The organism is Pseudomonas sp. B34(2017) (assembly GCF_002112915.1).
GTDB lineage: Bacteria > Pseudomonadota > Gammaproteobacteria > Pseudomonadales > Pseudomonadaceae > Aquipseudomonas > Aquipseudomonas pharyngis.
The window spans coordinates 128,570-149,335 of the sequence record NZ_NEJA01000003.1; the positions used below are offsets into that span (position 1 = coordinate 128,570).

Below are 20,766 nucleotides of genomic sequence, written 5' to 3' on the forward strand. Positions count from 1 at the left end.
GCTATCTGCCATTTTTGTCTGGATACCGGTTTATGAGCGCACCTCGTGAAACCATCGCAGCCGTCGCTACCGCCCAGGGCCGTGGCGGCGTGGGCATCGTTCGAATTTCCGGGCCGCTGGCCAGTGTTGCGGCCAAAGCCATCAGCGGCCGTGAACTGAAACCACGGTTTGCCCACTACGGCCCGTTCTTCAGTGACGACCAACAGGTGCTGGATGAAGGTCTGGCGCTGTATTTCCCCGGGCCGAACTCGTTCACCGGCGAAGATGTACTGGAACTGCAGGGCCACGGTGGCCCGATCGTCCTCGACATGTTGCTCAAGCGTTGTCTGGAACTGGGCTGCCGTCTGGCCCGTCCCGGAGAATTCAGCGAACGCGCCTTCCTCAATGACAAACTCGACCTTGCTCAGGCCGAGGCCATCGCCGACCTGATCGAAGCCAGTTCTGCACAGGCCGCGCGCAACGCCTTGCGCTCCTTGCAAGGTGCATTTTCCCAACGTGTGCATAACCTCACCGAACAGCTGATCGGCCTGCGGATCTATGTAGAAGCGGCTATCGACTTCCCGGAAGAAGAAATCGATTTTCTCGCCGATGGCCACGTGCTGAGCATGCTCGACAAGGTTCGTAACGAGTTATCCACCGTATTGCGCGAAGCCGGGCAGGGCGCGTTGCTGCGGGACGGTATGACCGTGGTGATCGCCGGTCGTCCGAATGCCGGTAAATCCAGCCTGCTGAATGCGCTGGCCGGTCGTGAAGCCGCGATCGTGACCGAAATCGCCGGCACCACTCGGGATATCTTGCGCGAACATATCCACATCGACGGCATGCCGCTGCACGTTGTGGACACCGCCGGTCTGCGCGATACCGATGACCATGTGGAAAAAATCGGCGTTGAACGAGCATTGAAAGCCATTGGCGAGGCTGACCGAGTGCTGCTGGTAGTCGACGCCACTGCGCCAGAGGCCGCCGATCCGTTCGCCTTGTGGCCGGAATTCCTCGAAACCCGGCCGGATCCGGCGAAGGTCACATTGATCCGCAACAAAGCCGATCTGACTGGCGAAGCCATTGCCCTGGAAGTCAGTGACGATGGCCATGTGACGATCAGCCTGAGCGCCAAATCTGCGGGAGAAGGTCTGGATCTGCTGCGTGATCACCTCAAAGCCTGCATGGGTTACGAGCAAACTTCGGAAAGCAGCTTCAGCGCACGACGCCGGCACCTGGAAGCCTTGCGTCATGCCAGTGATGCCCTGGAACATGGACGTGCCCAGCTGACGTTGGCGGGTGCTGGTGAACTGCTGGCCGAAGACCTGCGTCAGGCCCAGCAGTCCCTTGGGGAAATCACCGGAGCGTTCAGCTCGGATGATCTGCTGGGACGGATCTTTTCCAGCTTCTGCATCGGTAAATAAGCCTTCCGTTGTCCACAGACAGGTCCGTTTGCGACCTGTCTGTTCTCCCTCCCTCGTATTTCCTTCCTCCAGTGCCGGACAGATTCCTGTTCCTGAGCGGATTTTCTGTGTCCGCGATTCCTTCATTCACCCGATTTCTGTGGATTAAGCCCTGTGAATAACTGCCACTGAGGGCAGTTGATAACAGGACCTGAAAGCTGAACATAACTACCTCTGTGGATAACCTACCCTTTCATCCACAGGCTTACACCGGTTATCCAACGGCCTCATGGCGACATGGCCACAGGGTTTTGAATCTCTGTACACATTGAAAATAAAGGCCTGTGTAAATCTATCCACAGAAATCATGGGCAGTAAGAATAAGCTTTAAAACAAAGGTTTTATAAATTTCTCTCTTTTTTATTCTTTTAACCGCGAGTTCTCCACAGCTGGTTAAATTTTGTGCAAAGGGTTCTTTAGGAAGGGCGAAGTCCCTATACTTGCCGACCAGGTCCAGAAACCTGATCTCAAACTATTCCTGAATTACCTACTTAAGCAGGCACGAGGTGCGTGGTGGATTTCCCTTCCCGTTTTGAAGTGATCGTCATCGGCGGCGGTCATGCCGGTACCGAGGCAGCACTGGCCTCAGCACGCATGGGTGCAAAAACCCTTCTGCTGACGCACAACGTGGAAACCCTCGGTGCCATGAGTTGCAACCCGGCTATCGGTGGCATCGGCAAAAGCCATCTGGTCAAGGAAATCGACGCCCTCGGCGGCGCGATGGCCATGGCCACCGATCTGGGCGGTATCCAGTTTCGCGTGTTGAACAGCCGCAAAGGCCCGGCCGTACGGGCGACCCGTGCGCAAGCCGACCGGATTTTGTACAAAGCCGCTGTCCGCGAAATACTGGAAAACCAGCCGAACCTGTGGATATTTCAACAAGCCGCTGACGACCTGATCGTCGAGCAGGAACAGGTACGCGGTGTCGTCACGCAAATGGGTCTGCGTTTCTTCGCCGATTCCGTGGTTTTGACCACCGGTACGTTCCTGGGCGGACTTATCCACATCGGCTTGCAGAATTTTTCCGGTGGTCGCGCCGGTGATCCACCATCGATCGCCCTGGCGCATCGTCTGCGTGAATTGCCGCTGCGTGTCGGTCGCCTGAAAACCGGTACGCCACCACGTATCGACGGCAAGTCTGTGGATTTCTCGGTGATGACCGAGCAGCCAGGCGATACGCCGATCCCGGTGATGTCGTTCATGGGCAACAAGGAACAACATCCACGGCAAGTCAGTTGCTGGATTACCCACACCAACGCCCGCACTCACGAAATCATTGCCGCGAACCTCGATCGCTCGCCGATGTATTCCGCTGCAGGCGAAATCGAAGGCATTGGTCCGCGTTATTGCCCGTCGATCGAAGACAAGATTCACCGATTTGCCGACAAGGAAAGCCATCAGGTGTTCATCGAGCCGGAAGGCCTGACCACCCATGAGCTTTATCCGAACGGGATATCCACAAGCTTGCCGTTCGACGTGCAATTGCAGATCGTGCAATCGATCCGCGGCATGGAAAATGCGCACATCGTGCGTCCGGGTTATGCGATCGAGTACGACTATTTCGATCCGCGCGACCTGAAGTACAGCCTGGAAACCAAAGTCATCGGCGGCCTGTTCTTCGCTGGCCAGATCAACGGCACCACCGGTTACGAAGAAGCCGGTGCGCAGGGTTTGCTCGCCGGTGCCAACGCCGCATTGCGTGCGAAAGGCAAAGAAGCCTGGTGCCCGCGTCGCGACGAAGCCTACATTGGGGTATTGGTCGACGACCTGATCACCCTCGGTACCCAAGAGCCGTACCGCATGTTCACTTCCCGTGCCGAGTACCGCCTGATCCTGCGTGAGGACAACGCCGACCTGCGTCTGACCGAAAAAGGTCGCGAACTGGGCCTGGTCGATGACGCGCGCTGGGCAGCGTTCTGCAAGAAACGCGAAAGCATCGAAATCGAAGAGCAACGCCTGAAAAGCACCTGGGTTCGCCCGGGCACCGCGCAGGGCGATGCGATTGCCGACAAATTCGGCACGCCGCTGACTCACGAATACAACTTGCTCAATCTCTTGAGCCGTCCGGAAATCGACTACGCTGGTCTGGTCGAAGTGACCGGGCAGGGCGCCGAAGATCCACAGGTCGCCGAACAGGTCGAGATCAAGACCAAGTACGCCGGTTACATCGATCGCCAACAGGACGAAATCGCCCGTCTGCGTGCCAGTGAAGACACGAAACTGCCTGTGGATATCGATTACACCAACATTTCCGGTCTCTCCAAGGAGATCCAGAGCAAGCTGGGTGCCACGCGTCCCGAGACGCTGGGCCAGGCTTCGCGGATCCCCGGTGTGACCCCGGCAGCGATCTCGCTGTTGATGATTCATTTGAAAAAACGCGGCGCGGGCCGTCAGTTGGAGCAAAGCGCTTGAGTTCTAAGGTCACTTCGCAACACGCCGAAGAGTTATCCACAGGAGCCAGCGAGCTCGGTGTCAATCTCACTGAAACCCAGCACGAACTGCTGCTTGGTTATCTGGCCCTGTTGATCAAATGGAACCAGGCCTACAACCTGACTGCCGTTCGCGATCCGGACGAAATGGTTTCCCGTCATTTGCTCGATAGCCTGAGCGTGATGTCGTTCATCGAAAATGGGCGCTGGCTGGATGTCGGCAGCGGCGGCGGTATGCCGGGGATCCCTCTGGCGATCCTGTATCCGGACTCGCAGGTGACCTGTCTGGACAGCAACGGCAAGAAAACCCGCTTCCTGACCCAGGTCAAACTCGAACTCAAACTGGATAACCTGCAAGTTATCCACAGTCGCGTCGAAGCCTTCCAGCCTGCACAGCCGTTCAACGGGATCATTTCCCGGGCGTTCAGCAGCATGGAGAACTTCACCAACTGGACTCGCCACCTCGGCGACGCCGATACGCGCTGGCTGGCAATGAAGGGCGTCCATCCGGCGGATGAGCTGGTAGCATTGCCGGCAGACTTCAAACTCGATAGCGAACACGCCCTGGCCGTACCCGGTTGCCAAGGCCAACGCCATCTGCTGATACTGCGCCGCACGGCATGATTGGGAACACAAGCAAGAATGGCTAAGGTATTCGCGATAGCGAACCAGAAGGGTGGTGTGGGCAAGACCACCACCTGCATCAACCTCGCAGCATCCCTGGTCGCGACCAAGCGCCGGGTGCTGTTGATCGATCTCGATCCACAGGGCAACGCCACCATGGGTAGCGGTGTGGATAAGCATGGCCTGGAAAACTCGGTCTATGACCTGCTGATCGGCGAATGCGATCTGGCCCAGGCAATGCACTACTCCGAACATGGCGGCTATCAACTGCTGCCGGCCAACCGTGACCTGACGGCGGCCGAAGTGGTGTTGCTGGAAATGCAGATGAAAGAAAGCCGTCTGCGCAGCGCGCTGGCGCCGATCCGCGAGAACTACGATTACATTCTGATCGACTGCCCGCCGTCACTGTCGATGCTCACGCTGAACGCACTGGTCGCCGCTGACGGGGTCATTATCCCCATGCAGTGCGAGTACTTTGCGCTCGAAGGTCTGAGCGACCTTGTGGATAACATCAAGCGCATCGCTGAACTGCTGAACCCGAACCTGAAAGTCGAAGGCCTGTTGCGGACCATGTACGACCCGCGTCTGAGCCTGATGAACGACGTTTCAGCCCAGCTCAAGGAACACTTCGGCGATCAACTGTACGACACGGTGATCCCGCGCAACATTCGTCTGGCCGAAGCACCGAGCTACGGCATGCCGGCGCTGGCCTACGACAAGCAATCGCGTGGCGCGCTGGCCTATCTGGCCCTGGCGGGCGAGATGGTTCGCCGTCAGCGCAAAAATTCACGCACCGCCGCTGCCCAGCCAACTTAAGGAATCCCCATGGCCGTCAAGAAACGAGGTCTCGGACGAGGACTGGATGCGCTGTTGAGCGGTCCGACTGTCAGCTCGCTGGAAGAACAAGCGGCGCAGGCTGACAGCCGCGAGTTGCAGCACCTGCCGCTGGACCTGCTGCAGCGCGGCAAGTATCAGCCACGCCGGGACATGGATCCGCAGGCGCTGGAAGAGCTGGCGCAGTCGATCAAGGCCCAGGGCGTGATGCAGCCGATCGTGGTTCGCCCGATTGGTGGTGGTCGTTTTGAAATCATTGCCGGCGAGCGTCGCTGGCGCGCGAGTCAACAAGCCGGGCAGGAAACCATCCCGGCGATGGTGCGCGATGTGCCGGATGAAACGGCAATCGCCATTGCGCTGATCGAGAACATCCAGCGCGAAGACCTGAACCCGATCGAAGAGGCGGTAGCCCTGCAGCGCTTGCAGCAGGAATTCCAGCTCACTCAGCAACAGGTGGCCGAGGCTGTGGGTAAGTCCCGCGTCACCGTGGCCAACCTGTTGCGCCTGATTGCGCTGCCGGAAGTCATCAAGACCATGTTGTCCCATGGCGACCTGGAGATGGGTCATGCCCGTGCATTGCTCGGTCTGCCGGACAATCAGCAGGTGGAAGGGGCGCGACATGTTGTCGCACGCGGTCTTACCGTGCGCCAAACTGAGGCACTGGTTCGCCAATGGTTGAGTGGCAAACCGGAGCCGGTAGAGCCTGCCAAACCTGACCCGGATATCGCCCGCCTCGAACAGCGTCTGGCCGAGCGCCTGGGCTCTGCGGTGCAGATCCGCCACGGGAAGAAGGGCAAGGGTCAGCTGGTGATCGGATACAACTCCCTCGATGAGCTTCAAGGTGTGCTCGCACACATCCGCTGAAACAATTCCTCTTGTAGCGCGCAGTCGGAAATCACTACCTGACAGTTGAATAGGGGCAGAACCGCCCCTATACTCTGCGCGCATTTTGTCGGCACAAATTATGCCAAGTTATTGAATTTCGGCAGCCGACCATTGGAGAGCAATAGTGATGGAAACCCGCAAGCCAAACCGCCTGCCGTTCCATCGCCTGGCGGTTTTTCCGGTGTTAATGGCTCAATTTGTCATTTTGCTCATTGCCGCTTTGGCGCTCTGGCAATGGCACGGAGTCGTTGCCGGATACTCGGGACTTTGCGGAGGCCTGATAGCCTTGCTGCCCAATGTTTATTTCGCTCACAAGGCATTTCGGTTTTCCGGCGCCCGAGCAGCCCAGTCCATCGTCCGGTCTTTCTATGCCGGCGAGGCAGGCAAACTGATTTTGACGGCAGTGCTGTTTGCACTGGTGTTTGCAGGTGTGAAGCCACTGGCGCCGATCGCTGTATTCGGCGCCTTCGTGCTGACTCAGTCGGTCAGCTGGTTCGCTCCCCTGCTGATGAGAACAAGACTTTCGAGACCTTAGGGCGTTTGAGGCAACCATGGCAGAAACAACCGCTTCGGGCTATATCCAGCACCACTTGCAGAACCTGACCTTCGGTCAGCTACCCAACGGCGGCTGGGGCTTTGCCCACACCGCAGCAGAAGCCAAGGAAATGGGCTTCTGGGCTTTCCACGTCGATACCCTCGGCTGGTCGGTCGCGCTGGGTCTGATCTTCGTCATTCTTTTCCGCATGGCGGCCAAGAAGGCGACTTCCGGTCAGCCGGGTGCACTGCAGAACTTCGTTGAAGTCCTGGTCGAATTCGTCGATGGCAGCGTGAAAGACAGCTTCCATGGCCGTAGCCCGGTGATCGCACCGCTGGCACTGACCATCTTCGTCTGGGTGTTCCTGATGAACGCCGTCGACCTGGTACCGGTCGACTGGATTCCTCAGCTGGCCATCCTGATCTCCGGCGACCACCACATCCCGTTCCGCGCCGTGTCGACTACCGACCCGAACGCGACCCTGGGCATGGCGTTCTCGGTTTTCGCACTGATCATTTTCTATAGCATCAAGGTCAAGGGCATCGGCGGTTTCATCGGCGAACTGACCCTGCACCCGTTCGGCAGCAAGAACATCTTCGTTCAGGCCCTGCTGATCCCGGTGAACTTCCTGCTGGAATTCGTGACCCTGATCGCCAAACCGATCTCTCTGGCTCTGCGTCTGTTCGGCAACATGTATGCCGGCGAGCTGGTGTTCATCCTGATCGCTGTGATGTTCGGCAGCGGCCTGCTCTGGCTCAGCGGCCTGGGCGTTGTCCTGCAGTGGGCGTGGGCTGTGTTCCACATCCTGATCATCACCCTGCAGGCGTTCATCTTCATGATGCTGACCATCGTCTACCTGTCGATGGCGCACGAAGAAAACCATTAAGACCAGTCTCGACTAGTCTGATGTCCTTCCCGGTCAAACGGGAAGGGGCTCCTCACGGGGCACCATGAAACGATTTGTTTTACCGCTTTAATCTAAAAAACCTAAACCATACGACGTAAAAGTCGGGAGGAAAGATGGAAACTGTAGTTGGTCTAACCGCTATCGCTGTTGCACTGTTGATCGGCCTGGGCGCACTGGGTACCGCAATTGGTTTCGGCCTGCTGGGCGGCAAGTTCCTGGAAGGCGCAGCGCGTCAGCCAGAAATGGTTCCAATGCTGCAAGTTAAAATGTTCATCGTTGCCGGTCTGCTCGACGCCGTAACCATGATCGGTGTTGGTATCGCTCTGTTCTTCACCTTTGCGAACCCGTTCGTTGGTCAGATCGCTGGCTAATCATTCGGATCTCCGAGTGATTTGGTGTGATGGACAACGTAACTGCGAGGTGTTGGCGTGAACATTAATGCGACCCTGATTGGCCAGTCCGTTGCGTTCCTGATTTTTGTACTGTTCTGCATGAAGTTCGTATGGCCTCCGGTCATCGCAGCTCTGCACGAACGTCAAAAGAAGATCGCTGATGGTCTGGACGCTGCCAGCCGTGCAGCTCGCGACCTGGAGTTGGCCCAAGAGAAAGCGGGTCAGCAACTGCGCGAAGCGAAAGCTCAGGCAGCTGAAATCATCGAGCAAGCCAAGAAACGCGGTAACCAGATTGTCGAAGAGGCCGTTGAAAAGGCCCGCGTCGACGCTGACCGTGTGAAGGTTCAGGCTCAAGCCGAGATCGAACAGGAACTGAACAGTGTCAAAGACAAGCTGCGCGCCCAAGTGGGCTTGCTGGCTGTCGGCGGCGCCGAGAAGATCCTGGGTGCCACAATCGATCAAAACGCGCACGCAGAGCTGGTTAACCAACTGGCTGCTGAAATCTAAGCGAGGGCGATCATGGCAGAACTGACCACGTTGGCCCGACCTTACGCTAAGGCGGCCTTCGAGCACGCTCAGGCCCACCAGCAACTGGCCAATTGGTCAGCCATGCTCGGCCTGGCAGCAGCGGTGTCGCAAGACGACACCATGCAGCGCGTGCTCAAGGCCCCGCGACTGACGAGCGCAGAAAAGGCCGCCACGTTCATTGACGTGTGCGGCGACAAGTTTGATGCCAAGGCACAGAACTTCATCAATGTCGTTGCCGAAAACGACCGTCTCCCGCTTCTGCCGGAGATCGCCGCTCTTTTCGACCTGTACAAGGCCGAGCAAGAGAAATCGGTAGACGTTGAAGTGACCAGTGCTTTTGCATTGAACCAAGAACAGCAAGACAAACTCGCCAAGGTTCTCAGTGCACGACTCAACCGGGAAGTGCGCCTGCAAGTCGAGGAAGACAGCTCCCTTATCGGGGGTGTGGTCATCCGCGCCGGCGACCTGGTTATCGATGGCTCGATTCGCGGCAAAATCGCGAAACTTGCCGAAGCATTGAAATCTTGAGTTTGAAGGGGCAGCAGAGCAATGCAGCAACTCAATCCTTCCGAAATAAGTGAAATTATCAAGGGCCGCATCGAAAAGCTCGATGTGACCTCCCAAGCCCGTAACGAAGGCACTGTCGTCAGCGTATCTGACGGCATCGTGCGGATTCACGGTCTGGCCGACGTCATGTACGGCGAGATGATCGAGTTTCCGGGCGGCGTCTACGGTATGGCCCTCAACCTGGAGCAAGACTCCGTAGGTGCCGTTGTACTGGGCGCGTACACCAGTCTGGCTGAAGGCATGAGCGCCAAGTGCACCGGCCGCATCCTCGAAGTTCCGGTTGGTAAGGAACTGCTGGGTCGCGTTGTCGACGCACTGGGTAACCCTGTTGACGGCAAAGGTCCACTGGGCAACACCGAGACCGACGCGGTCGAGAAAGTTGCTCCGGGCGTGATCTGGCGTAAGTCGGTAGACCAGCCTGTACAGACTGGCTACAAGGCTGTCGATGCCATGATCCCTGTCGGCCGTGGCCAGCGTGAGCTGATCATCGGTGACCGTCAGATCGGTAAAACCGCTCTGGCGATCGACGCGATCATCAACCAGAAAGACAGCGGCATTTTCTGCGTCTACGTGGCAATCGGTCAGAAGCAATCGACCATCGCCAACGTGGTTCGCAAGCTGGAAGAAAACGGTGCACTGGCTAACACCATCATCGTTGCAGCGAGCGCCTCGGAATCTGCAGCACTGCAATTCCTGGCTCCGTACTCCGGTTGCACCATGGGTGAATTCTTCCGCGACCGCGGTGAAGACGCGCTGATCGTCTATGACGATCTGTCCAAGCAAGCAGTGGCTTACCGCCAGATTTCCCTGCTGCTGCGCCGTCCACCAGGCCGTGAAGCTTACCCAGGCGACGTGTTCTATCTCCACTCCCGTCTGCTGGAGCGTGCATCCCGCGTTTCGGAAGAGTACGTAGAGAAGTTCACCAACGGCGCAGTGACCGGCAAAACCGGTTCCCTGACCGCACTGCCGATCATCGAAACCCAGGCTGGCGACGTTTCCGCGTTCGTTCCGACCAACGTGATTTCCATCACCGACGGTCAGATCTTCCTGGAATCGGCCATGTTCAACTCGGGCATCCGCCCTGCAGTGAACGCCGGTGTTTCGGTATCCCGTGTGGGTGGTGCCGCTCAGACCAAGATCATCAAGAAGCTGTCCGGTGGTATCCGTACCGCTCTGGCTCAGTACCGTGAACTGGCGGCATTCGCCCAGTTCGCTTCTGACCTGGACGAAGCGACCCGCAAGCAACTTGAGCATGGTCAGCGCGTTACCGAGCTGATGAAGCAGAAGCAATACGCGCCAATGTCGATCGCCGACATGTCGCTGTCGCTGTATGCCGCTGAGCGTGGGTTCCTGACTGACATTGAAATCGCCAAGATCGGCAGCTTCGAACAAGCGCTGATTGCTTTCTTCAACCGCGATCACGCCGATTTGATGGCGAAGATCAACGTTAAAGGTGACTTCAATGACGAAATCGACGCTGGCCTGAAGGCTGGTATCGAGAAGTTCAAGGCCACCCAAACCTGGTAAGCCGCAGCGGGAGCCGCAAGGCTCCCGCTTGCTAACCTGATAGGTGTTACATGGCAGGCGCAAAAGAGATTCGCAGTAAGATTGCGAGCATCAAAAGCACGCAAAAAATTACCAGCGCCATGGAAAAAGTGGCGGTCAGCAAAATGCGCAAGGCACAAATGCGCATGGCTGCTAGCCGTCCTTATGCGGAGCGTATCCGCCAGGTAATTGGGCATCTGGCCAACGCCAACCCGGAATACCGCCATCCGTTCATGATCGATCGCGAAGTAAAGCGCGTCGGTTATGTCGTGGTGAGCAGTGACCGTGGTCTGTGCGGCGGCTTGAACACCAACCTGTTCAAGGCCCTGGTCAAGGACATGGCGGTAAACCGCGAAAACGGCGTCGAGATCGATCTGTGTGTCGTTGGTAGCAAGGGTGCGGCCTTTTTCCGCAACTTCGGCGGTAACGTCGTTGCAGCTATCAGCCACCTGGGTGAAGAGCCGTCGATCAATGATCTGATCGGCAGCGTCAAGGTGATGCTGGATGCCTACCTGGACGGCCGTATCGACCGCCTGTCCGTGGTATCCAACAAGTTCATCAACACCATGACGCAACAGCCTACCGTGGAGCAGTTGATTCCATTGGTGGCGACCCCGGATCAAGAACTCAAGCACCACTGGGACTACCTCTACGAACCAGACGCCAAAGAGCTGCTTGACGGCTTGATGGTGCGTTACGTGGAGTCGCAGGTGTACCAGGCGGTGGTCGAGAACAACGCGGCTGAACAGGCTGCGCGGATGATCGCGATGAAGAACGCTACCGACAACGCCGGTGATTTGATCAGCGATTTGCAGCTGATCTACAACAAGGCGCGTCAGGCTGCGATCACCCAAGAGATCTCGGAAATCGTCGGCGGCGCTGCCGCGGTTTAACGGTTCAAATATTCAGAGGATCCAGCTATGAGTAGCGGACGTATCGTTCAAATCATCGGCGCCGTTATCGACGTGGAATTTCCACGCGACAGCGTACCGAGCATCTACGACGCCTTGAAGGTTCAAGGCGCCGAAACCACTCTGGAAGTTCAGCAGCAGCTGGGCGACGGCGTGGTTCGTACCATTGCGATGGGCTCCACCGAAGGCTTGAAGCGCGGTCTGGACGTCAACAACACTGGCGCAGCCATCTCCGTACCGGTCGGTAAAGCGACTCTGGGCCGGATCATGGACGTACTGGGCAACCCGATCGACGAAGCTGGCCCGATCGGCGAAGAAGAGCGCTGGGGTATCCACCGCGCCGCTCCTTCCTTCGCTGAACAGGCCGGTGGCAACGAGCTGCTGGAAACTGGCATCAAGGTTATCGACCTGGTTTGCCCGTTCGCCAAGGGCGGTAAAGTCGGTCTGTTCGGTGGTGCCGGTGTAGGCAAGACCGTAAACATGATGGAACTGATCCGTAACATCGCCATCGAGCACAGCGGTTATTCCGTGTTCGCCGGTGTGGGTGAGCGTACTCGTGAGGGTAACGACTTCTACCACGAGATGAAGGACTCCAACGTTCTCGACAAGGTAGCCCTGGTCTACGGTCAGATGAACGAGCCACCGGGAAACCGTCTGCGTGTAGCGCTGACCGGTCTGACCATGGCCGAGAAGTTCCGTGACGAAGGTAACGACGTTCTGCTGTTCGTCGACAACATCTATCGTTACACCCTGGCCGGTACCGAAGTATCCGCACTGCTGGGCCGTATGCCTTCGGCAGTAGGTTACCAGCCGACCCTGGCTGAAGAGATGGGCGTGCTGCAAGAGCGCATCACTTCGACCAAGCAAGGTTCGATTACTTCGATCCAGGCCGTATACGTACCAGCGGACGACTTGACTGACCCGTCGCCAGCGACCACGTTTGCTCACCTGGACGCCACCGTCGTTCTGTCCCGTGACATCGCTTCCCTGGGTATCTACCCGGCGGTAGACCCACTGGACTCGACTTCGCGTCAGCTGGACCCGAACGTGATCGGCAATGATCACTACGAGACCGCTCGTGGTGTTCAGTACGTGCTGCAGCGTTACAAAGAGCTGAAGGACATCATCGCGATCCTGGGTATGGACGAGCTGTCGGAAGCCGACAAGCAGTTGGTAAACCGTGCTCGTAAGATCCAGCGCTTCTTGTCGCAGCCGTTCTTCGTGGCTGAAGTCTTCACCGGTGCTTCGGGTAAATACGTTTCCCTGAAAGACACCATTGCTGGCTTCAAAGGCATCCTCAACGGTGACTACGACCACCTGCCAGAACAAGCGTTCTACATGGTCGGCGGCATCGAAGAAGCGATCGAGAAAGCCAAGAAACTGTAATCCAGGCGCCCGGCAACGGGCGCTAATTTAGGTTGAGGCAATCAGATGGCTATGACAGTCCATTGCGACATCGTCAGCGCGGAAGGAGAAATCTTTTCCGGCCTGGTCGAGATGGTGATTGCGCACGGTGCTCTGGGTGATCTTGGTATCGCTCTGGGCCACGCGCCGCTGATCACTAATCTGAAGCCAGGTCCGATCCGCCTGATCAAGCAAGGCGGGGAAGCCGAGGTGTTCTACATCTCCGGTGGTTTCCTCGAGGTTCAGCCGAACATGGTCAAGGTGCTTGCCGATACCGTGCAACGTGCCGCCGACCTGGATGAAGCTCAGGCTCAAGCAGCTCTCAAGGCTGCCGAAGCTGCTCTGCATGAGAAGAGCGCAGATTTCGACTACGGAGCTGCGTCCGCACGTCTGGCCGAGGCTGCAGCTCAGCTGCGCACCGTCCAGCAGATCCGCAAGAAGTTTGGCGGTTAATCCGTCAGCCACTTGTTGTGCGATTGATAAAAAAGGGTAGCCTCGGCTACCCTTTTTTCTTTTCAGAATTCCCGAAACCCGGTCGCAGTTGCTGACCACCCAGGATTGGTAGCCAGTCATGTCTCTTGAAATCGTTATCCTCGCGGCCGGTCAAGGCACCCGCATGCGTTCCGCGCTGCCAAAAGTGCTGCACCCGATTGCCGGCGACTCCATGCTCGGCCATGTTATCCACAGTGCCCGCCAACTTGATCCCCAACGCATTCACGTGGTCATCGGCCATGGTGCCGATGTCGTGCGTGAACGTCTGGCCGCCGATGATCTCAATTTCGTATTGCAGGACAAGCAGCTGGGCACCGGTCATGCGACTGCCCAGGCTGTGCCGTTCATCACCGCCGATACCGTTCTGATTCTCTACGGCGACGTGCCGCTGATCGAAGTCGAGACCCTGCAGCGTCTGCTCAAACACGTCGTGCCCGGGCAGATGGGCTTGCTCACCGTCGAGCTGGACGATCCGACCGGTTATGGCCGCATCGTGCGCGATGCCGACGGCAAGGTTGCCGCCATCGTCGAACACAAGGACGCCAGCGAAGCGCAACGGGCGATCACTGAAGGCAACACCGGCATCCTGGCAGTGCCGGCCAATCGTCTGGCGGACTGGATGAGTCGCCTGTCGAACAACAACGCTCAGGGCGAGTACTACCTGACCGACGTGATCGAGATGGCGGTCAGCGATGGCCTGACCGTCGCCACCGAACAACCTCACGATCCGATGGAAGTGCAGGGCGCCAATGATCGCAAACAGCTCTCCGAGCTGGAGCGTCATTACCAGCTGCGCGCCGGTCGTCGCCTGATGGCTCAGGGTGTCACCCTGCGCGATCCGGCCCGTTTCGATGTGCGAGGCGAAGTGACCGTCGGTCGCGATGTGCTGATCGACATCAACGTGATTCTCGAAGGCAAGGTTGTCATAGAGGACGATGTGATCATCGGCCCGAACTGCGTGATCAAGGACAGCACCCTGCGCAAAGGCGTGGTGGTCAAGGCCAACAGCCATATCGAAGGCGCGGTGCTGGGCGAAGGCAGCGATGCCGGCCCGTTTGCCCGTCTGCGTCCGGGCACTGTGCTGGAGGCCCGCGCCCATGTGGGTAACTTCGTCGAACTGAAAAACGCCCGCATGGGCGAGGGCGCCAAGGCCGGGCACCTGACTTACCTGGGCGATGCCGAGATCGGTGCACGCACCAACATCGGCGCCGGCACCATCACTTGCAACTACGATGGCGCCAACAAGTGGAAAACCGTGCTGGGCGAGGATGTGTTCATCGGTTCCAACAACTCGCTGGTAGCGCCTGTGGATATCTCTGCCGGTGCAACTACTGCAGCCGGCTCGACCATCACTCAGAATGTGGATAACGCGCAATTGGCTGTTGGCCGGGCGCGGCAGAAGAACATCGATGGCTGGAAGCGGCCTGAGAAGATCAAGAAGAGCTGAGTTATCCACAATGCTCAAATTAAAAAAGACCGCTGCCAGCGGTCTTTTTTTGGGCACCGACTTGACGATTCGCAGCTGATAGGTTTTGATTGCTTCCGTTATCTTTCGAATCGAAACTTAATTAGCCATGTCGAAACGCAACACACCTCAGCGCCGTCACAACATTCTGTCTTTACTCAATGAGCAGGGCGAAGTGAGTGTGGATGAACTGGCCAAGCGCTTCGAAACTTCGGAAGTTACGATTCGCAAGGATCTCGCCGCTCTGGAAAGTCATGGCTTGCTGCTGCGTCGCTATGGTGGCGCGATCACCATGCCCCAGGAACTGGTGGCGGACGTCAGTCAAAACGTTTCCAAATACAAACAGGCGATTGCCCGCGCCGCCGTCACACGCATCCGCGAGCACGCCCGCATCATCATCGACAGCGGTAGCACCACCGCCGCGATGATTCCCGAACTCGGCCAGCAGCCAGGCCTGGTGGTCATGACCAACTCCCTGCACGTGGCCAACGCCCTGAGTGAACTCGAGCACGAGCCTGTGCTGCTGATGACCGGTGGCACCTGGGATCCGCACTCGGAATCCTTTCAGGGCCAGGTCGCCGAGCAGGTACTACGCTCTTACGATTTCGACCAGTTGTTTATCGGTGCCGATGGCATCGACCTGGTGCGTGGCACCACCACCTTCAATGAATTGCTCGGCCTCAGCCGGGTGATGGCGGAAGTGGCGCGGGAAGTGATCGTGATGGTCGAGGCCGACAAGATCGGCCGCAAGATTCCCAACCTGGAGCTGCCATGGAGCAGCGTCCATACCCTAATTACCGATGATCGCCTGCCCCTGGATGCGCGCGATCAGATTCAGGCTCGCGGTATCAACTTGATTTGCGCGACTGTCAGTCAGGAGAAATAAGCATGTGTGGAATTGTCGGCGCGGTAGCTGAACGTAATATCACCGCCATTCTGGTCGAAGGCCTCAAACGCCTCGAATACAGGGGCTATGACAGTGCCGGTGTTGCGGTGTACACCAATGACGGCGCTCTGGAACGCACTCGTCGTGTCGGCAAAGTCAGCGAACTCGACGCGGCGCTGGCCGAACATCCGCTGGTTGGCCGTCTCGGTATTGCCCACACCCGCTGGGCCACCCATGGTGCGCCGAGCGAGCGCAATGCTCACCCGCATTTCTCCGGTGACGTCGCTGTCGTGCACAACGGCATCATCGAAAACCATGAGGCGCTGCGTGAACAGCTGAAGGCACTGGGCTACGTGTTCACCTCGGACACTGACACCGAAGTCATCGCTCACCTGCTGACTGAAAAACTCAAGACCTTGCCGGACCTGTCGGACGCTCTGAAGGCTGCGGTCAAGGAGCTGCATGGCGCTTACGGTCTGGCGGTTATCCACGCAAAGCAACCGGATCGACTGGTTGCTGCTCGCAGCGGCAGCCCGCTGGTAATCGGTCTGGGCCTGGGCGAAAACTTCCTCGCTTCCGATCAACTGGCCCTGCGTCAGGTCACCGACCGTTTCATGTACCTGGAAGAGGGCGATATCGCCGAAATCCAGCGGGACAAGGTGCAGATCTGGGACGTGACCGGCAAAGCCGTCGAGCGCCAGACCGTCCAGTACACCGACGGTGCCGAAGCCGCCGACAAAGGCGAGTTCCGTCACTACATGCTCAAGGAAATCCACGAGCAGCCATCCGTGGTGCAGCGCACCCTGGAAGGCCGATTGAGTGCGAATCAGGTGCTGGTGCAGGCTTTCGGTCCACAAGCTGCTGAACTGTTCGCCAAAGTGCGCAACGTACAGATCGTGGCGTGTGGTACCAGCTATCACGCGGGCATGGTTGCCCGTTACTGGCTCGAAGAGCTGGCCGGGATTCCGTGCCAGGTCGAGGTCGCCAGTGAGTTCCGCTACCGCAAGGTGGTGGTGCAGCCGGACACCCTGTTCGTCACCATCTCCCAGTCCGGCGAAACCGCCGACACCCTGGCCGCCCTGCGCAACGCCAAGGAACTGGGCTTCCTCGCCAGTCTGGCGATCTGCAACGTCGGCATCAGTTCGCTGGTGCGCGAATCCGACCTGACCCTGCTGACCCAGGCTGGTCGTGAAATCGGCGTGGCCTCGACCAAGGCCTTCACTACGCAACTGGTCGGTCTGCTGCTGCTGACCCTGTCTCTGGGCCAGGTGCGCGGTACATTGGGCAAAGGCGTTGAAGCCACGCTGGTCGAAGAACTGCGTCGTCTGCCAACTCGTCTGGGCGAAGCGCTGGCGATGGACAGCACGGTGGAAAAAATCGCAGAGCTGTTCGCCGAGAAAAACCACACGCTGTTCCTGGGCCGTGGCGCGCAATTTCCGGTGGCGATGGAAGGGGCCTTGAAGCTCAAGGAAATCTCGTACATCCACGCCGAAGCCTATCCAGCTGGCGAGCTGAAACACGGCCCGCTGGCGCTTGTGGATAACGACATGCCGGTGGTGACCGTCGCGCCGAACAACGAACTGCTGGAGAAGCTGAAGTCCAACCTGCAGGAAGTCCGCGCCCGCGGTGGCGAACTGATCGTGTTCGCCGACGAAAAGGCTGGGATGACCAACGGCGAAGGCACCCACGTAGTGCAGATGCCGCACATCCACGACATCCTGTCGCCGATCCTCTACACCATTCCGCTGCAACTACTGTCGTACTACGTTGCGGTGCTCAAGGGCACGGACGTGGATCAGCCGCGTAACCTGGCGAAGTCGGTGACGGTGGAGTGATGGGCTGCACAAGAGCGCGAATTATTCGCGCTCTTGTGCAGAACACAGATACACCGCAGCAATTCCTACAGAAAATCCGCAAAAAAATCCGCTAACTACACCCATTAATGAAATCTCCTACATTACTCAAGGCTAGGTAATTAAAGGCTTTGAGCGTAATCTTGAATTCGCAAAAAAATCCGCGATTCTGGAGGTTTGATGAGTGCTGAATCTGTCTTGGGAAACCATTGGCTCGAGCCGCTCATGCCTGTATTTCCCAGCGAAATATTGCAACTGGCCGAGCAAGTGCCCTTTCAGGCGGGAAAACTCAGCGCCATGGTTTCTCCCCCCATGCTGCAACGCGTCGGCGGCCTACTGCGTGTCACCAGCAGTTTTTACAGCAACCTGATAGAAGGCCAGTTCACGGAGCCAGTGACGCTTGCCCCGACAGCTCCAAAACGTCACCGCAAAGAGCTCACAGAGCTGGCTATGACGCACATCGGCACACAGCAGGCATTTGAACGAGCACTGACTATGCATAAGGACCTGTCATGGGAAACCCTGTTCAGTCCGGCATTCGTTACGCGCCTGCACAAGCGTCTTTTTCTCGGTGCTTGCGACGAGCAACTGAGCCTGAGTGACGGGAGTCAACTGGTGCCTGGTCAACTGCGGGATGTGGCGAGTCAGGAAGTGCTTGTCGGCAATCACGCGGCCCCCTCCTGCCAATCTGTATCGCCCATGCTTAACCGGATGCAGCAGGTATACGGTCGTTTGCCGGACGCTCGGAGTCGACTGCTTGCCGTCATGGCTTATCACCATCGATTGGCCTGGGTGCATCCTTTCGTTGACGGAAATGGACGAACAGTCAGGCTGGTGACGCATCTCCAGTTGCAGAAACTTGGGCTGGTTTCGCCGCTCTGGTCCTTATCCCGCGGGCTTGCTCGACAGCAGGCGTCCTATTACGCCCGGCTGGCCAACGCCGACAAGCCGCGTCGTGGGGATCTGGATGGTCGTGGTCAACTGACGCAGGCCGGTTTGTTCGAATTTGTCGGTTTCATGCTGGAAACCTGTCTCGACCAGATGCGTTATACAGAGCAGGCGTTGAACATCTCCAATATGCGCGAAAGGTTGCATACCATTTTTGCTTGGGACGAGCGGATCAAGCGAGAGGGAATCAAGCTGGAAACAGCCCGTGCTTTGCATGTTCTGCTGACGCAGGGCACGTTGAGCCGCGCGGATTTCAAAATCTTCACGGGATTGTCCGATCGGGTGGCAACGGATCAATTGAGAAGTCTCGTACAACTGGGTCTGGTTCAGAGTGCGACACCCAAGGCACGTGATCTCTATCCGGGTTTGCCGATCTGGTTTGCTCAACTGTTATTCCCTGACTTGCATCAGCGGATGAACGCCGCGGTTTAGGAGTTGAAAAGTGGATCGCTTCCAGGAAATGCAGGTTTTCGCCATCGTCGCCCAGGAACAGGGTTTTTCCGCTGCGGCGCGGCGTCTGGGTCTGTCGGCGGCGAGCGTGACCCGGGCGGTGGCGGCGCTGGAGCAGCGGATCGGCACGCAGTTGTTGATCCGTACCACCCGCAGCGTGCATTTGAGCGAAGCCGGTCTGCGTTTCCTGGAAGACTGTCGGAGGATTCTCGCCGAGATGCAGGAAGCGGAGGACTCCGCTGCCGGCAGTCATACCCAGCCCCGTGGGCAGTTGACGGTGACGGCGCCTGTTTTATTCGGCGAGCTGTTTGTCACGCCGGTGATGGCGCGTTATCTGACGCAATACCCGGACGTTTCCATCAACGCCCTGTTGCTCGACCGGGTAGTAAGCATGGTCGAGGAGGGCATCGACGTCGCGGTGCGCATCGGTGAGTTGCCGGACAGCAATCAGCATGCGATCCGTGTAGGTGAGGTACGACGGGTGATTTGCGGCTCGCCGGAATACTTCGCGGTCCATGGTCGGCCTGCCCATCCACAGGCATTGGCCGGGGCGCCGGTGGTGGCGACTTCGGCCATCGGCCAGCAGCGTAGCTGGCCATTTATGGAACACGGTGAACTCATCGGGGTAAAACCGGAACCGCGTCTGGTGGTCACGGCCAATCAGGCTGCAATCACGGCGGCGTCGCTGGGCCTGGGACTGACCCGGGTGCTGTCTTATCAGGTGGCCAGCAAGGTCGCCTCCGGCGAACTGGAAATCGTCCTCGCCGAGTTCGAACTGCCTGCGTTGCCGATCCATGTGGTGTATCAGGGCGGACGCAAGGCGCCGGCGCGGGTGCGCAGTTTTGTCGATTTCATGGTGAACGCATTGCGTGAGCATCCGGCGCTGAAAAACGCCGCGTTATTTCATCCAGAGAAATAATGGATTGCGTTTGCTGGTGATTCTGTTGTTCTCACGATAGGTGGAAGATGGCTCCCACGGCCGCCGTCCACCCTGAACGGCGCCATCATCCAGCGGAGTCGACCATGCAAGCGATCAAACTCTACAACTTCCCGCGTTCCGGCCACGCCCATCGCGTCGAACTGATGTTGTCACTGTTGCAACTGCCGACCGAACTGATCTTCGTCGATCTGGCCAAGGGCGAACATAAACAGGCGCCATACCTGGCTATCAACAGCTTTGGTCAGGTTCCGGCCATTGATGACAATGGCGTGGTACTGGCCGACTCCAACGCGATTCTCGTCTACCTGGCACAGAAATACGGCAACGGCCGCTGGCTGCCGAGCGATCCGGTCGGCGCCGCGCATGTGCAGCGCTGGTTGTCCGCTGCCGCCGGGCCGATTGCTTTCGGCCCTGCGGCCGCCCGCCTGATCACGGTGTTCGGGGCGAAGTTCAACGCCGAGGAAGTCATCACCCGTGCGCACAACTTTCTGAAGGTGATGGACCTGGAACTGGGCAAAACCCCGTATTTGGCGGGTACTGAGCCGACCATCGCTGACGTGGCGGCCTACAGCTACATTGCCCACGCACCGGAAGGCAATGTGTCGCTGGACGACTACGCTAACGTTCGCGCCTGGCTTTCGCGCATCGAGGCGCTGCCCGGTTTTGTCGGCATGCCGCGCACCGTTGCCGGCCTGCAAACCACCGTCTGACATTCAATCTGCGCCGACG

At 58.2% G+C, this 20,766-nt stretch carries 20 protein-coding genes; all 20 read left to right on the plus strand.

Annotated elements, in window-relative coordinates; genetic code table 11:
• Nucleotides 1-32: 32 nt before the first annotated feature.
• The 20 genes from mnmE to CAF80_RS10315 all read left to right on the plus strand — a co-directional run bounded on the left by mnmE (nt 33) and on the right by CAF80_RS10315 (nt 20,747).
• Complete coding sequence (gene mnmE, locus CAF80_RS10215; protein ID WP_039764968.1) at nt 33-1,403, plus strand: tRNA uridine-5-carboxymethylaminomethyl(34) synthesis GTPase MnmE; 1,371 nt, start codon at nt 33-35, stop codon at nt 1,401-1,403.
• Between the two features lie 552 nt (nt 1,404-1,955).
• Nucleotides 1,956-3,854, plus strand: coding sequence for a tRNA uridine-5-carboxymethylaminomethyl(34) synthesis enzyme MnmG (gene mnmG, locus CAF80_RS10225; protein ID WP_074689783.1), 1,899 nt, complete (start codon nt 1,956-1,958; stop codon nt 3,852-3,854).
• On the plus strand, nt 3,851-4,495 hold the full coding sequence (gene rsmG / locus CAF80_RS10230; protein ID WP_074689784.1) for a 16S rRNA (guanine(527)-N(7))-methyltransferase RsmG: 645 nt from the start codon (nt 3,851-3,853) through the stop codon (nt 4,493-4,495). The genes mnmG and rsmG overlap by 4 nt, the downstream gene beginning before the upstream one ends.
• Nucleotides 4,496-4,513: 18 nt before the next feature.
• On the plus strand, nt 4,514-5,311 hold the full coding sequence (locus tag CAF80_RS10235; protein ID WP_039764974.1) for a ParA family protein: 798 nt from the start codon (nt 4,514-4,516) through the stop codon (nt 5,309-5,311).
• 9 nt (nt 5,312-5,320) lie between these two features.
• Complete coding sequence (locus CAF80_RS10240; RefSeq protein WP_011336720.1) at nt 5,321-6,193, plus strand: ParB/RepB/Spo0J family partition protein; 873 nt, start codon at nt 5,321-5,323, stop codon at nt 6,191-6,193.
• A 148-nt stretch (nt 6,194-6,341) separates the two neighbouring features.
• Nucleotides 6,342-6,749, plus strand: coding sequence for a F0F1 ATP synthase subunit I (locus CAF80_RS10245; RefSeq protein WP_003229783.1), 408 nt, complete (start codon nt 6,342-6,344; stop codon nt 6,747-6,749).
• A gap of 16 nt (nt 6,750-6,765) precedes the next feature.
• Nucleotides 6,766-7,635: a F0F1 ATP synthase subunit A gene (gene atpB, locus CAF80_RS10250; RefSeq protein ID WP_039764981.1), complete on the plus strand. Its 870-nt coding sequence runs from the start codon at nt 6,766-6,768 to the stop codon at nt 7,633-7,635.
• A gap of 134 nt (nt 7,636-7,769) precedes the next feature.
• Nucleotides 7,770-8,027: a F0F1 ATP synthase subunit C gene (gene atpE / locus CAF80_RS10255; protein ID WP_003097235.1), complete on the plus strand. Its 258-nt coding sequence runs from the start codon at nt 7,770-7,772 to the stop codon at nt 8,025-8,027.
• A 57-nt stretch (nt 8,028-8,084) separates the two neighbouring features.
• A complete protein-coding gene (locus CAF80_RS10260) occupies nt 8,085-8,555 on the plus strand; it encodes a F0F1 ATP synthase subunit B (RefSeq protein WP_007954149.1) in 471 nt (156 codons plus the stop codon).
• 12 nt (nt 8,556-8,567) lie between these two features.
• On the plus strand, nt 8,568-9,104 hold the full coding sequence (locus CAF80_RS10265) for a F0F1 ATP synthase subunit delta (protein WP_011336717.1): 537 nt from the start codon (nt 8,568-8,570) through the stop codon (nt 9,102-9,104).
• A 21-nt stretch (nt 9,105-9,125) separates the two neighbouring features.
• Nucleotides 9,126-10,670: a F0F1 ATP synthase subunit alpha gene (atpA, locus tag CAF80_RS10270; protein WP_039764983.1), complete on the plus strand. Its 1,545-nt coding sequence runs from the start codon at nt 9,126-9,128 to the stop codon at nt 10,668-10,670.
• 50 nt (nt 10,671-10,720) lie between these two features.
• Nucleotides 10,721-11,581: a F0F1 ATP synthase subunit gamma gene (gene atpG, locus CAF80_RS10275; protein WP_007954161.1), complete on the plus strand. Its 861-nt coding sequence runs from the start codon at nt 10,721-10,723 to the stop codon at nt 11,579-11,581.
• A 27-nt stretch (nt 11,582-11,608) separates the two neighbouring features.
• Entirely contained in the window at nt 11,609-12,985 is a 1,377-nt protein-coding gene (gene atpD, locus CAF80_RS10280) for a F0F1 ATP synthase subunit beta (protein WP_007954162.1), read from the plus strand.
• Between the two features lie 45 nt (nt 12,986-13,030).
• Nucleotides 13,031-13,456 (plus strand): F0F1 ATP synthase subunit epsilon, encoded by a 426-nt coding sequence (locus CAF80_RS10285; protein ID WP_007954164.1) that lies wholly within the window; start codon nt 13,031-13,033, stop codon nt 13,454-13,456.
• A 118-nt stretch (nt 13,457-13,574) separates the two neighbouring features.
• The gene (gene glmU / locus CAF80_RS10290; protein ID WP_085667305.1) at nt 13,575-14,942 is read left to right on the plus strand and encodes a bifunctional UDP-N-acetylglucosamine diphosphorylase/glucosamine-1-phosphate N-acetyltransferase GlmU; all 1,368 of its coding nucleotides are present in this window, start codon (nt 13,575-13,577) and stop codon (nt 14,940-14,942) included.
• Between the two features lie 127 nt (nt 14,943-15,069).
• Complete coding sequence (locus CAF80_RS10295) at nt 15,070-15,846, plus strand: DeoR/GlpR family DNA-binding transcription regulator (RefSeq protein ID WP_039764989.1); 777 nt, start codon at nt 15,070-15,072, stop codon at nt 15,844-15,846.
• A gap of 2 nt (nt 15,847-15,848) precedes the next feature.
• Nucleotides 15,849-17,681 carry a glutamine--fructose-6-phosphate transaminase (isomerizing) gene (gene glmS, locus CAF80_RS10300; protein WP_039764991.1) on the plus strand — a complete coding sequence of 611 codons (1,833 nt, stop codon included), beginning with the start codon at nt 15,849-15,851 and terminating at the stop codon, nt 17,679-17,681.
• A 198-nt stretch (nt 17,682-17,879) separates the two neighbouring features.
• Entirely contained in the window at nt 17,880-19,079 is a 1,200-nt protein-coding gene (locus CAF80_RS10305) for a Fic family protein (RefSeq protein WP_239065528.1), read from the plus strand.
• A 10-nt stretch (nt 19,080-19,089) separates the two neighbouring features.
• A complete protein-coding gene (locus CAF80_RS10310; RefSeq protein WP_085667306.1) occupies nt 19,090-20,016 on the plus strand; it encodes a LysR family transcriptional regulator in 927 nt (308 codons plus the stop codon).
• Nucleotides 20,017-20,120: 104 nt separating this feature from the next.
• The gene (locus CAF80_RS10315; protein ID WP_085612468.1) at nt 20,121-20,747 is read left to right on the plus strand and encodes a glutathione S-transferase family protein; all 627 of its coding nucleotides are present in this window, start codon (nt 20,121-20,123) and stop codon (nt 20,745-20,747) included.
• Nucleotides 20,748-20,766: the final 19 nt, after the last annotated feature.